The sequence below is a fragment of the Kitasatospora sp. NPDC097643 genome (genome assembly GCF_040302625.1).
Classification (GTDB): Bacteria; Actinomycetota; Actinomycetes; order Streptomycetales; family Streptomycetaceae; genus Kitasatospora.
This window is the reverse complement of sequence record NZ_JBEOSA010000046.1, coordinates 1-12,084: the sequence shown is the minus strand read 5'-3', so window position 1 is coordinate 12,084 and position 12,084 is coordinate 1. Positions and strand designations below refer to the sequence as shown.

The 12,084-nt window shown below is 67.0% G+C and carries 16 protein-coding genes and 3 pseudogenes; 6 read left to right on the top strand and 13 right to left on the bottom strand.

Annotated features, from left to right (window positions below; translation table 11 throughout):
* Positions 1-181 precede the first annotated feature (181 nt).
* A complete protein-coding gene (locus ABTY15_RS25960) occupies positions 182-460 on the bottom strand; it encodes an aminoglycoside adenylyltransferase domain-containing protein (RefSeq protein ID WP_350600225.1) in 279 nt (92 codons plus the stop codon).
* Between ABTY15_RS25960 and ABTY15_RS25955 the strand changes: the two are divergent.
* Positions 459-1,752 (top strand): annotated as a pseudogene (locus tag ABTY15_RS25955) (IS256 family transposase). The gene ABTY15_RS25960 and the pseudogene ABTY15_RS25955 overlap by 2 nt on opposite strands.
* A 230-nt stretch (positions 1,753-1,982) precedes the next feature.
* On the opposite strand, the gene ABTY15_RS25950 reads toward ABTY15_RS25955, so the two are convergent.
* The 6 genes from ABTY15_RS25950 to ABTY15_RS25925 all read right to left on the bottom strand — a co-directional run bounded on the left by ABTY15_RS25950 (position 1,983) and on the right by ABTY15_RS25925 (position 6,565).
* Positions 1,983-2,462 carry a hypothetical protein gene (locus ABTY15_RS25950; RefSeq protein ID WP_350600061.1) on the bottom strand — a complete coding sequence of 160 codons (480 nt, stop codon included), beginning with the start codon at positions 2,460-2,462 and terminating at the stop codon, positions 1,983-1,985.
* A 373-nt stretch (positions 2,463-2,835) separates the two neighbouring features.
* Positions 2,836-3,402: an SMI1/KNR4 family protein gene (locus ABTY15_RS25945; RefSeq protein ID WP_350600059.1), complete on the bottom strand. Its 567-nt coding sequence runs from the start codon at positions 3,400-3,402 to the stop codon at positions 2,836-2,838.
* A 45-nt stretch (positions 3,403-3,447) separates the two neighbouring features.
* Positions 3,448-3,951 carry an ISL3 family transposase gene (locus ABTY15_RS25940; RefSeq protein WP_502893589.1) on the bottom strand — a complete coding sequence of 168 codons (504 nt, stop codon included), beginning with the start codon at positions 3,949-3,951 and terminating at the stop codon, positions 3,448-3,450.
* A gap of 123 nt (positions 3,952-4,074) precedes the next feature.
* On the bottom strand, positions 4,075-5,067 hold the full coding sequence (locus ABTY15_RS25935; protein ID WP_350600054.1) for an ISL3 family transposase: 993 nt from the start codon (positions 5,065-5,067) through the stop codon (positions 4,075-4,077).
* Between the two features lie 312 nt (positions 5,068-5,379).
* Positions 5,380-5,721, bottom strand: a complete 342-nt coding sequence (locus tag ABTY15_RS25930) for a hypothetical protein (protein WP_350600052.1) — start codon at positions 5,719-5,721, stop codon at positions 5,380-5,382.
* A 97-nt stretch (positions 5,722-5,818) separates the two neighbouring features.
* Entirely contained in the window at positions 5,819-6,565 is a 747-nt protein-coding gene (locus tag ABTY15_RS25925) for a replication-relaxation family protein (protein ID WP_502893588.1), read from the bottom strand.
* Here ABTY15_RS25925 and ABTY15_RS25920 point away from each other — a divergent pair.
* Both ABTY15_RS25920 and ABTY15_RS25915 read left to right on the top strand, forming a co-directional pair.
* Entirely contained in the window at positions 6,446-6,808 is a 363-nt protein-coding gene (locus ABTY15_RS25920) for a transposase (RefSeq protein WP_502893587.1), read from the top strand. The genes ABTY15_RS25925 and ABTY15_RS25920 overlap by 120 nt on opposite strands.
* A 50-nt stretch (positions 6,809-6,858) precedes the next feature.
* A complete protein-coding gene (locus ABTY15_RS25915) occupies positions 6,859-7,143 on the top strand; it encodes a DUF6221 family protein (RefSeq protein ID WP_350600046.1) in 285 nt (94 codons plus the stop codon).
* Between the two features lie 88 nt (positions 7,144-7,231).
* Here ABTY15_RS25915 and ABTY15_RS25910 read toward each other — a convergent pair whose 3' ends face one another.
* The 4 genes from ABTY15_RS25910 to ABTY15_RS25895 all read right to left on the bottom strand — a co-directional run bounded on the left by ABTY15_RS25910 (position 7,232) and on the right by ABTY15_RS25895 (position 9,662).
* Positions 7,232-7,939, bottom strand: coding sequence for a hypothetical protein (locus tag ABTY15_RS25910; protein ID WP_350600043.1), 708 nt, complete (start codon positions 7,937-7,939; stop codon positions 7,232-7,234).
* 44 nt (positions 7,940-7,983) lie between these two features.
* Positions 7,984-8,196: a hypothetical protein gene (locus ABTY15_RS25905; RefSeq protein WP_350600040.1), complete on the bottom strand. Its 213-nt coding sequence runs from the start codon at positions 8,194-8,196 to the stop codon at positions 7,984-7,986.
* Between the two features lie 182 nt (positions 8,197-8,378).
* Complete coding sequence (locus ABTY15_RS25900; RefSeq protein ID WP_350600037.1) at positions 8,379-9,191, bottom strand: barstar family protein; 813 nt, start codon at positions 9,189-9,191, stop codon at positions 8,379-8,381.
* Positions 9,192-9,437: 246 nt separating this feature from the next.
* Complete coding sequence (locus ABTY15_RS25895) at positions 9,438-9,662, bottom strand: hypothetical protein (protein ID WP_350600034.1); 225 nt, start codon at positions 9,660-9,662, stop codon at positions 9,438-9,440.
* A 157-nt stretch (positions 9,663-9,819) separates the two neighbouring features.
* Here ABTY15_RS25895 and ABTY15_RS25890 point away from each other — a divergent pair, with 157 nt between their 5' ends.
* Entirely contained in the window at positions 9,820-10,149 is a 330-nt protein-coding gene (locus ABTY15_RS25890; protein WP_350600031.1) for a hypothetical protein, read from the top strand.
* Positions 10,150-10,220: 71 nt separating this feature from the next.
* Here ABTY15_RS25890 and ABTY15_RS25885 read toward each other — a convergent pair.
* Positions 10,221-10,569: pseudogene (locus ABTY15_RS25885) on the bottom strand (DUF5958 family protein).
* 53 nt (positions 10,570-10,622) lie between these two features.
* Positions 10,623-11,279, bottom strand: coding sequence for a DUF6000 family protein (locus tag ABTY15_RS25880; protein WP_350600029.1), 657 nt, complete (start codon positions 11,277-11,279; stop codon positions 10,623-10,625).
* Positions 11,280-11,444: 165 nt separating this feature from the next.
* Here ABTY15_RS25880 and ABTY15_RS25875 point away from each other — a divergent pair.
* Together ABTY15_RS25875 and ABTY15_RS25870 are read left to right on the top strand one after the other, a co-directional pair.
* Positions 11,445-11,819, top strand: a pseudogene (locus ABTY15_RS25875) (hypothetical protein); the annotation flags it as partial.
* 59 nt (positions 11,820-11,878) lie between these two features.
* On the top strand, positions 11,879-12,084 hold a 206-nt coding region (locus tag ABTY15_RS25870; protein ID WP_350600025.1), incomplete at its 3' end, for a hypothetical protein.

The following is a 12,084-nucleotide window of genomic DNA, read 5'->3' as shown; positions in this document are numbered from 1 at the left end:
AACCCGGTGCTCCGAGGCCGACCCCGTTGGCCCGCGTCGATGCCCAAGAGGCCACCAAGTCGATCCGGGCCCTGCCGGCCCACGTCCTTGACGGGAGGGGTTCAGCCGGGCCCGGCTCCGTTCAGCTGGCGAAAGACTCCGCGTAGGCACCGAAGGCGTACATCGCTTCGAGGCTGCCCGGTCATGGCGGGTCGGTCGGGTCCCAGCCCAGCTCCCGGTCCTGGATCACCTGGGTGAGCAGGGGGCGCCAGCGCGGGTCAAGGGTTTCGCGCGCCCATTCCAGTGCACCGCGCTTGGAGGTCACCTCGCCGGTGTGCAGGGTGAACAGTGCCCGGCAGTAGGTGGTCACGGCATAGCGCTGACTCCAGGCCACGTCGAAGCGGGCAGGTCCGCAGGTCTTCCATGAGGCGGGTCTGTAAAAAGAACGGTGTAACTCCCGATCAAGGAAGTAGCACCTGATGACAGACGTGACCGTCTCGGCCGAGGCCGTGGAGGCCGTGCGGCCGGTGGAGTTGCAGCCGGACGCCTTGGACGACCAGTTGATCGGGCAGTTGGTCGCTCGGGCCCGCGCCAGCGGGCTGCAGCTCACCGGTGCCGGTGGCCTGCTCCAGCAGCTCACGAAGAAGCTCCTGGAGTCCGCTCTCGAGGGCGAGATGACGGACCACCTCGGCTATGAGAAGCACGACCCGGCCGGGTCCGGCAGCGGCAACTCTCGCAACGGTGTGCGCTCGAAGACCGTGCTGACCGAGGCCGGGCCGGTCGAGATCGACGTCCCCCGAGACCGTGAGGGCTCGTTCGAGCCGCAGCTGGTCGGCAAGCGCCAGCGGCGGCTGTCGGGGGTGGACGAGATGGTGCTGTCGCTGTCGGCCCGCGGTCTGACGCACGGTGAGATCTCGGCGCATCTGGCCGAGGTCTACGGCGCGGAGGTGTCGAAGCAGACCATCTCCACCATCACCGACCAGGTCATCGAGGGCATGGCCGAGTGGCAGAACCGGCCCCTCGACCCGGTCTATCCGGTGGTGTTCATCGACTGCGTGCACGTGAAGCTCCGTGACGGCCAGGTCGCCAACCGGCCGATCTACGTCGCGCTCGCGGTCACCGTCGATGGCACCCGCGAGATCCCCGGACTGTGGGCCGGCGACGGCGGCGAGGGCGCCAAATACTGGCTCCACGTGCTGACCGAGATCAAGAACCGCGGCGTCGCGGACGTCTGCATGGTCGTCTGCGACGGCCTCAAGGGCCCGCCCGACGCCATCGGCACGGTCTGGCCGCAGGCCGTCACCCAGCCCTGCATCGTGCACCTGATCCGGGCCTCGTTCCGCTACGCGGCCCGGCAGGACTGGGACAAGATCTCCAAGGCCCTCAAGCCCGTCTACACCGCTCCGACCGAGGAAGCCGCGCTCGAGCGGTTCGTCGAGTTCACCGAGGCGGGGCAGGAAGTATCCGGCGATCGCGCGGCTCTGGGAGAACGCCTGGGCCGAGTTCGTACCGTTCCTGAGCTTCGACGTCGAGGTCCGGCGGGTCATCTGCACCACGAACGCGATCGAGTCCGTGAACGCCCGGATCCGCAAGGCCGTCCGCTCGCGCGGGCACTTCCCGAACGAGCAGGCGGCCCTGAAGTGCGTCTACATGGCGATCATGTCCCTCGACCCGACCGGGACCGGCCGCAAACGCTGGATGACCCGATGGAAGGCCGCACTCAACGCCTTCGAGATCGCCTTCGACGGCGGGCTCTCCGCCGGCCGCCGCTAACTCAACTCACCCGAGTTACACCGTTCGATGGACAGACCCCCTTCCGCTGCACGCTGATCCAGACCGACACCGAGTCCTACCGCTACCAGGCCACTCAGGAATCCCTCTTCAGCGCTCAGAGCTGACAACCCGCCAGGCAGCACGAAGGACTGGCCCCCACCGATGGCTGGCTCTGCGCATAAGAAGCGGTTCTGGCTCAGCTTTTGTTTGCGCCGTGAGGCGCCGTTGGTTCAGTGCTGGAGAGCGCAGTCATCCGCTGCCAGGTGCAGGTGCCGAAGGGTTTCCAGTTCGGTGGTGGGGAAGGCGTGCAGCTGCCACTTCTGGAGGTAGCCGTCCTCGCCGTGGGTTCGCCGCACCTTCTCGGCAGCCATCAGGACCGCATGCGCCAGGGAGGTGCGAGGACGTGTGGACGTCCACACGAGGGTGCCCTTCCCGTCCGGTGCGTCGAAGCTCGTCGACATGTCCGGGAAGCGACGGATGGTGATGCGCACGTCACTGTTTCGGCGATGAAGAATCCACCGTGCCTCTGCCGGTTCAAGGTCGAACGAGAACCGCTGGATGCCATGGTGGCCGTAGAGGCCCGACACGCCTTTCAACAGGTCGGCGAGCGCGTTTGTGCAGTAGCTGACGATGTCCCGGTGCTTCGTCGAGCCGTCCCAGATCCTGCACCTCGCCCAGCCGGAGCCGCTCAGTTCCCAGCTGAAATGCAAGGACCTCGTCACTGAACCCCCCTGATCGTCTGCGGACAACGCTACAGCGGTGCTGAAGGTGGGGGGACGGCCGGGTACGCCACGCGACAGGCAGCTGGACCGGTGCGTCAGGCACTCCGAGGAACCCAACGGGCTCGATCACGGCATGCTGTCGCAGTGCTCTCGCTTCGTATGGGGCGGGCCCTGGCCACGACTTGTCAGGGAGGCAACCCGGGCCCGCGACCACACGTTATCGACGACGCTGACCCGGTCTTTTCGGACACTTCGCCCAGACCCGCCCGGTCACCCGATCAGTGGCTCCCATTCCCGCCGAAGTGGCCCCCGAACTCGGTTCTGGTCCAACTTCTGTGAGGCGACTACCCCCTGTGACTGCTTAGCCAGTCCTTTGCCAGATCGGCTCGTTGGGCCAGTTGAGCAGGTCATGCATGTCCTGGTCTTTGCCCGACAAGGCATGGACGAGGAAGGCGACGAAGCGCATGTTGTACCGTCGCCACGCGTTCCTCAGGTCCTTCCCTCGGAACCACACCACCACCGGCCACTCCATGGGGTCCGGGTCGCTGGTGAGCCAGAAGAACTGGTCGCCTTGTACGGTGCCGCCCCAGTTGAGCAGTCCCCCCGGCTCGGGCAGGAGCGGGTACGGGCACAGGGCCGGGTCCTCGTTACGCATTTCCCGGAACACCGGACCAAGGTCATCGATGGTCCTCGACGTGAAGACGCGGAAGATTGCCCCGTCCTGCGATGCGCCCGGCCATAGCCACGGAGCGTTCACACCCAGGTAGCTGCGGACCTCTCCTGGCCCGAACTGGTCGATGAACTCGCGGTAGTCCGCGGGGAACTCAACTCCGCATGCGTCGCGCGACCGCTCCCACGGTAGCGGTGGCCCGACCGGCTCGGCCGTCAGGTCGGCCAGTTCAGCGAAGTGCATCACGTCCGTGCGCATGGCGTCACCTCCTTGCGGATCATGTCATCTGTCGCCGACACGTGATCAAGGGGCAAGGAGGACCCTCTTGCGTAGCAGGCTGAAGCCAGCGCGGCCGTACATTTGGCGCTTGATCATTTTGATCCTGTTCACGGCGCCCTCGACGTGACCGGAGTTCCAGTGCGTGTTCAGTCCAGCGTGGACGGCGAGGTAGTCGCTGTTCAGGCCGTTGGCGAAGGTGCTGATCCCGGGCAGGGATGCGGCTTTGGCTTCGGTGATCCATTCGGACAGGCGGTCGCCGTCGAGGAGGGTGAGCATCTCGGCGAATGTGGTGACCAGGTGGGCGGTGGTGTCCAGTTCGGGACAGTGGGCCAGGAGGGCCTTGCGCCGGATGGCATCGTCCGCCGTGAGGCCGTCTGGGTGGCGGGTGAGCCAGTCGGTGGCCTCGCGGACCGTGGGCGGGAGCGATGGCGGCGGGCCGTCCGGGAGAAGTTCGCGCTGCTTCCACGTGGCGAGCTGGGTGTATCCGCCGCGGTAGCCCCGGGCGGTGATCTCGCCGAGCAGCGCCATGCCGCTGACTTTGCCGCCGGTCTCCTCCCAGCGCCGCAGCATGTAGGGCTTGTAGGGGTCGAGCTTGACGGTGCGCGGGGCCTGCGGGCCCTTCATCAGGTCCTGCCACTTCTCGGCCTCTGCTTAGCGGCGCACGGTGTTGCGGCTCCAGCCCAGGTGCTTCGCGACGGCTCGCTGGCTCATACCGCTGTTCAGGAGTTCGTGGGCGAGCGCGTGGTTGGCGCGCCGCCGTTCGGCGACGCGCCCGGCTGGGTCCCCTTCACCCTCGTCGGTACTGCCGTTCTTGGCGGGCAACGGAGTCTCCCACTGGGGTTCAGGCTCCGGCTCGGACTCGGGAACGCGCAGGCAGACGCGGTGGTCGGTGACGACGCGCTCCACGGCGCGGACCAGGTTCGCCCACAGGTGGTAGCGGTCTCCTACTTGCCGGGCCTGCGGTGCCGCGCGGTCGGCAGCCTCCGCGTAGGCGCTGGCGCGGTCCCTGGCGATCACCTCGATCTGGGGATGCCTGGCGAGCCACGGGGCGAGCGTGGCCGCGTCGCGCTCGGGCAGCAGGTCCAGGACCTCGTGGGTGACCGCGTTCGTGATCGCCGTTCCGTAGGTCTGGCACTTGCGCAGAGCGAAGTCGTCGACCCCGACCGCCATCGGAGCCCCGACGGCCGGATCGGGCAGCTCCATCACCCGTCGCAGCAGCGTGCTCCGGCTCGTCCGGATGCCCAGCCGTGCGGCCATCCGCGCACCGGCCCGCCCGGCCAGCGCCAGGCCGAGGCCGGCGACCGATGAACGCTGTCGCTCGGTGACCTGTCCGTGGCGACGTGTCAGCCCGTCGACCTGTTCGACGAACGTCCGCCGCTGGCACACGAAGGACGGGCAAGCGAATCGGCGTACCCGCAAGGCAACGGTCACGGGCCGGCCGCAACCGGGCAGGTCCGACGGATAGCGCAGGTAGGAGCCGTGGACCCGCTCCGACCACGTTGCGCAGTCAGGGCAGGACGCGCCCGGAGCAGCCACGCGGGCAGCGATCCGCACCACCGCACCGGACGCTTCGACACCGACGACCTCCACCTGGGGCAGCGACGGGAACAGCAACTCACCGAGCCACGACCACGATTGCGACACAGCCGCCGACTGTCAGCCGTCCAGCTGACTCCGCCGACCAGTTCCGGACGATCTCCAGACCTCGCCAACACCCCGGATCTGTCACCCAGTGTTACCAGTCACAGAACCTGGGCCAGACCCCCATACATCCCGCCGAAAACAACAAGCCCGTGCGCTCCCCAATTGGGGAGCGCACGGGCCTGAGTGTGTGTGGAACCTAGGCCGGGCGACGGCCGACGGAGACGATGTCGAAGGTGTGCTTGATGATCTCGGCCCACGCGGACTCGTTGGACGCCAGGGGCGAGGACCGCCAGGCCGCGCGGCGCTCGGCGATCACGCCGGCGACTTCGTGCGCCTCGCGGACGAGATCCTCGTCCAGCGGGGCGACGTCCCCGTTCTCCGCCCGGTGATCAGAACGCGGCCGTAGAGGAAGTACGAGGCGCCGATGTCGAGTCCGCGCCAGGCGCTGGCGAGAGCGGTTGCCACCAGGTTCGCCGGCATGCGTTCGTTCGCGCCGTTGCCGTGCAGCCACATCAATGCCCGCCGGTGATACACGGCCCGGTCGGGGCTGCCGCTCAGCCGTGTCGTCACCGCCCGCCTCCACAACGCGGGGTCGTCGGGCAGCTCGATGGTCTCGATGGTCAGGTCGGTGTTGAGCTGGAGTGCACTGGCCACGCTGTCGAATCTCCTTGCCGTCGGGAGGTGCCTGAACGACCGTCAGGTCCACCATGCTGTCGGCTCCTCTGCAGGAGCAGCGGTGGCAGGGCGGGCACTACAGGTCGGCCCAGCCGCACGGCGGGCGCTCGGGGTTGGCAAGCGGGCTCCACACGGGAGCGGACGGGCCCTGCTCCTCGATGTCCTGAAGCGTTGCGGCCCCTGCCGGGACGTGCCGCAGCAGGTTGACCACCCGGGCGTTGTCGCCTGCAGCGAGCTGCAGGTCCTCGATCCGGTTGCGCATCGTCGTCTCCGAGCCGTTGGTTAGGATGAACAGCAGCCGGGGGAACATAGGGTAAAAGTCCTGCCACGCCGGTGGCGCGCCCTGAGCCGCGGTGGTGCCGCGCAGCCGCAGCGGGATCGGGGTGAGCTCGAAGAACCGCGCGTAGGTCGTCAGCTTCGAGGTGAGCTGCTCGCTGACCTCCGTGCAGCGGTCCAGCTCGACGAACGCCCGCAGATGGACCCGGCCCTCGGGAGTCGTCGCGGTGTAGCGCATGAGCGCGTCCGGCCGCAGAGGATCCCGCTTCACATCGGAAAGCCGGTGGTAGACCTCGGGCACCCAGTCCAACGGACCGTACTCGTCCCCTCTCCGGCGGGTGTCGCGGACGAACTGGAGGTGCGCCCTCACGACGTCCTTGGCGTGGTCGGCGTTGAGCAGTGCCCGATCGGCATCGAGCTTCGGCGGATGACCCGCCCCGAGCACCTTCGCCCCGAGGAAGCAGTCGGCCTCAAGGAGATCCAGGCGGCCTGCCCCGAACTCGACGCCGCCGTCGACCACGTCCGAGCCTTCGGCTCGCTCATGCACGAACACCGCGGCGATAACCTCGACGAATGGATCGAGCAGGTCAGAAAGAACGACTTACCGGCCATGCGGCAGTTCGCAGACGGCCTTCTCCACGACCGGGAGGCCGTCGTCGCGGGTCTGTCGAGCACTTGGAGCTCCGGCCAGGTCGAAGGCCAGGTGACCAGGGTCAAGCTCCTCAAACGCGTCGGCTATGGCCGGGCCAAGCTAGACCTCCTCCGCATCCGTATCCTCCTTCGGTCTTGAGACAGGTAGGAGCCTCGCCGGCATCCCCAAGAGTGGAGGAAAGTCATCTCGTGGACGACCTTCTGAAGTTCCTTCACGCCCGTAATGAGGCGGACAACCATGCCTATGCCTACGTGGCCCACTGCTTCGGAGGTGACGCCCTCCTCGACAGTCACTTGCCGATGCTTGACCTGGTCGACATGCTGGCGCGCGACTACGAGGCCATGGATCCCTCCGATACCCGCTTCGCCGGGCTCAGGTATGCCCTCCGCGTGCTCGCACAGTCGTACGCCGAACACCCCGACTACCGCGAGGAGTGGCGACCCGAGACACCTGAGCAAACAGAAGGACCCTGAGCGTCACAAGATCAGCGACAGAGCCCGTTCACTCGTACTTGCCTCCGCACTTCAACTCGTACGCCGACAGCGCATGAGCGGATCCTGGTCAGATCGCGATCGGGAGCTCTTCAATCCAGCAGTCGACTGACTTCGTGGTGATCGCGGCCAGGGCGTCCTCGGCCTCGGCTCTGGTCAGAAAGACGCCCGCTCCGGTGACGTCAGGCCCGTCGGAGCGGATCACCCGCGTCATAACGACGTAGACGCGGCGGTGACGCTCGCGGCGGACCGCGGTGTTGTCTTCAGCCAGCAGCGCGTCGATGAGCTCCTGGGACGAGGCGATGTTGAGGCCGGCGTCGACCCCGGAGAGAGGCTGGCTGGGCCAGATCGGCCTGTCGGGGTAGAAGTCGTTGAAGAAGCTCTGTTGCGTGCGGCCGAGCATCCCTTCCCTCCAACCGACGGCCATGGCGACCACGTAGTTGGACTCACCCTGGCTCTCCAGAACGAAGACTCGATCGTCCCGGCTGAAGGACATGCTGGCGTGGTCGGTCTTGACCTGCTCGCTCTCGGCCGCGGTCGCGCATCTGATCGCCAAGCCGCGGTAGTCGTCACGGATCTTCACCACGGCGGCGGGCTTGAACAGCAGGTCAATCGTTGTCTCGGGCTCGCCGGGTTCGTCGGGTCGGCCGAGGCTCCGCAGCAGGAGCTGGCCGTGGCTCGCCGTGTAGGCCAAGAGGTGGAACCTGCGCTCGCTGCGAAAGACCTCCTTGCCGGGGACGAGCTGGTGATCGCGGTTGAGCCAGGTGCTGTCCGTCATGGGCTTACGATCTCTGTCCCGCCCACGCTGGTCAATGTGATTGTTCAGCTGAGGGAGCCGGGTCCGCTCTCTCCCTGTTCGGCCTGCTCCCGAAGGCGGTCAGCCTGCTTCTTCTTGTCGTTGATGTGCCGCAAGCTCTCCTTCAGGGCGGCGACCTCGCCCAGCCACTGCATTCGGTGGGCTTCTTCGAGCCGTTGGTGGGTGTTGGCTTCGATCTCCAGCAGCCGGGGAACCTGGGCGAGGTCGAGGCGGAGCATCGGGCAGCGGACGCAGGCTTATCCGAACTAGCCCAGCTGGCAGTCTGGCGGGGCGGATCGCAGTCGAGTTGCTCAAAGTAGTGGTTGGAAATCTTGGCGCCCGGGAGTATCCGGGCGTGTCGCACCGCCAACTGCTGGCCGGCCGCCCGCCAGCGTGCGGAGCGCCACGGGCGGTCGCCGCCTCACTGCAGGACGACCTCGACTCCGTGGTCGGCGAAGATCTCAAGGAGAACCTCGAACGAGGTAGCAGTGCCCTGGTGCAGCGCACGCTGTCTCACGAGCCGTGTCCTGGCTACCTCCGAGTGCTGCCACTCCAACGTGAACGGAGGAGAGGCACCCCAGCCTCCGCCGAGGCAGTCGTCCAAGGCGTCGAGGTTCCATCCGAAGTACCCGCCGGGCCCGTCGACCGCTTCGCCCAGCGCACAATAGAAGCTGTCGACGTCGATGACCTGACGGCCGTCCATCCTGAACACGTGCCCCGGTGCCCGGTCGCCATTGTTGGTCCGGTGCCGGTATCCCCGGGACGACATGGCCACGGACAACCATGCAAGGCGGCCCGCCGGGCCCATGGATCTCCACAGTCCATTTCGGTTCAACTGTCCAGTGCGAATCAGTTCCCATACCCCAGCGGAGCCAGGAAGCGCATTTTGGCACCAGAGCCGGACCGTGACATCGAAGAGGCCCTTACCGAGAGCTGACGGCTTGACGGCGGTCACGGTGACGCCGCCGACGAAGTAAGACCCCATCGTGGCGCCAGCGGCATCGAGCAGGGTCAAGTAGGCGTTCCCGGCGCAGGCGTCACGTCCACCGACACGGTCGACAGCGGCCAGCAGCCCACCCTCCGGTGCACATCCGCGCAAGTCGACCAACCGGTGGTCATCCTTGAGCGGCGTGAACAAGCCTGTGCAATCGTGAGCGAAACCCCAAGGGGTGTCCTCGTCGTCGTCGCCGGTCAGGGAGTACTTGAACTCCTCCCGTGCGCCTGTCGCTTCCATCTCACCCTCGTCATCTGCCGTTCCTGCAGGAGCTCAGGTCGGGGCCCTTCGAACGAGCTCGCCGTGCTTCCTGTCGGCATGGAGTGTCGCCGAGTAGCGTGATGCCGACGTAACTGATTGCGGTGGCATCGCCCGAGCCCAAGCCTTCGATTTCCTCCAGGATCTCTATCCGGGCATCCTGCCAGGCCCGGCTCTCCATGAGAGGTTCGGTATTTCGCTGGTCGAAGATCGGGAACGCGCTGGCGTTCAGTCCTCGGACTCGGTACTGCTTCGTCCGGCATCGCGGCGGAAGTCGGGCATGCCAAGGTGGACGGTGGACGGTTGCGATGCCCGGTCGCGCATGGCCTCCAGCTTTTGCGCGGCGGCGGCCAGGGTGGTCTCGATGGCGGCGACCTCGCCGAGCCAGCCTTGGTCCTTCGCCTCCTGGAAGCGGTCGATGAGGTTGGCGTGGATCTCCTGGAGGCGTGGCATCTGGGCCGGGTCGACGAGCAGTAGAGGACATCTGACACAGGCGTTTTCATGCTGGCATGGGGTCGCGTAGTCGCGGCCGCAGGTTCCCCGGCCGCAGCGGGTCATCGACAGGGCGCCACTCACCGAGCTGATCGACGCGTTCGAGATCGCGGCTGGGATGCAGCCTGCAAGTGATGCCTACGGTGGTCTGATCCCGGGGTTCTTCCGGTTCGGCTCGATGAAGGACCACTTCCTCGGACTGTCCAGTGGCGCGATGGGGGCGAAGACACCCGTTCTCGGCTGTGAATGCGGCGAGTGGGGGTGCTGGCCGCTCATGGCCCGCATTACCACGACCGCGGACCTCGTAGGCTGGGACACCTTTGAGCAACCGCACCGCAAGACCCGCGACTACGCGGCATTCGGTCCGTTTCATTTCGACCGTCACCAATACGATGACGCCTTGCGGGCCCTGAGTGCGGTGATCGACGCCGACGGCACGCGCACATGAGCACTGCCGTTAGCCCGTCTTGCTGCAGATGAAGTGCAGCTGGCGGAGAACAGCAGCGCTGGGACTCTTCGTCACCCGTCAGCGATGGGCAGGTTGTGCCACCAGTGACCGCATCCGCCGGAGCAGAAGCGTTTGCGGCGCCGTTCGTCCGCGACCGCGAGTACCGCGACCAGCAGCCGGAACGCCTTGCGGCGCTCATCGGCAGGGGTGAGGCCGGCGATTTTTCCCAGTTGCTGGTCGATCGGGCCGCGGGTGATCAGAACCGCAGGCGTGTGCGTCGGGCAGCCCGGCACGGCGGATGCTCTCAGGTCCGTCTTCGGTGACGGCGCGGGCCTGGACGCAGTGATGGCGCAGGAACAGGAGTATCTCGGCCTGCCCCTTCGGGCCGTGAGTGTCGAACCACTCGATGCCCTGTGACATTGAGCGCAGGCCTTGGGCGAGTTCGTTGAGGATGATGTCTCGCTCGGTCGTCATCAGCTACCGGAATCCAGCGAGGCGAAGACCTCAGCGGTCTCGTCGACGAAAGCGCAAAGTTGCTGCACGGCCTGCTGGCAGTTTTGCGGGTCGAGGGCCGCCACGGCCCGGACTTCGAGCCATCGGCCCCAAGGGCCGCCTGGGGCGAGGAACCGTGCTGCGTACTCGGATCCGAGCATCTCATCGAGGTACAGGAGCGTCCCAAGGACGACTGCCTGGTCGTAGTCGAGGTCGGGACGCGACAAGTAGTGATCGAGGTATGCACTGAGGAGTTCGGCATCCGCTGCAGTACCGAACTTCGCAAGGGCGACGCAGTATGACGCGCCTGCGTACGGCCCCTCGCTGGCCAGTAGGAGCCGGCCTATGAGCTCGCGGAACTCGGACCTGTGGGCCACAGCGACCATCCAGGCGGCAGTCTTGCGCTCCCGCCATCCACCCTCGAAGAGGACGCCGAGCTCCGCCGGAGTGATTTCGTACGCAGCCTGAGCCAGAGCCCGCACAAACTCGGAGCGCTCGACCGGGCTCAACCGGAAAACGCTCCCGCCCAACCGAAGGTATCGCCGATCAGGCGTGACGAACCGCCGAACCAGATCCTGCAACTCGGGATCACTCCTGATATCACGCATAGCCGCATCCTGGCCCGAGACGGTACGCATGTGCCACAGGTTTGCCTACTGCTTCAACGGACCTTGATTACTGGTTCAGAGAAGTGACCAGGCCGAAGGTGAGCGCACCGGTCCACATGGGTCGGGCCATGACAGCCTCCTTCACCGAGCCGGTCCCGCCGCCGTTCCGTTCGGGGCGGGTCAGGGCCAGCGTCGCTGCCGGACTGGGGTGTCCGCACGCGGTGTTGGGCCGACGGGCGTCGCCGCCCTGCTGGGCGCCGCTCGGAGGCGACACGGCGACGCCCTGCTGGGCGCCCGGGCAGTGACCGCCCGCCCAAACCCGCATGCCGCGTCGGCGGGAGCTCCGGCGCTCAGCCGGCCCGACCGCTGTCCTCCCCGCTGCTGCAGCCGCTCGGCCGTCTCGGCGACGCGAACGTCACCACGATCGAGATCGACGCCGCCGTGGCCGGCCGGGTCCGTGCCGCGCTCCATCACGCCGGCTACCAGCCCGAGACGGTGTGCGGGGACGGCGCCCCCGGTTACCCGTCTGGGGCGCCATACGACCGCATCATCGCCACCTATAGCCTGCGCGAGATCCCCCCACCGACTCATCCGAGGCGATCATCCATGAGGGCCAGGAACAGCGCGAGGTGCACGTCCGGGCACAAGGACACCGCAACTCCCACGGGGAGATCGTCGCGGAGTGGCAACAACTCTGGCTGGTCGACGGCCGCGTGTGCGTCTCGTTCACCGGGACGCCTGGTGTTTGGGCCTGCCAGGACGTCTACCGTTTCGGCACGCTACCTGTCACCTGCACCGCAGTCGAATGCTGGTCGGCCACAGCGGGCCGGTGGGT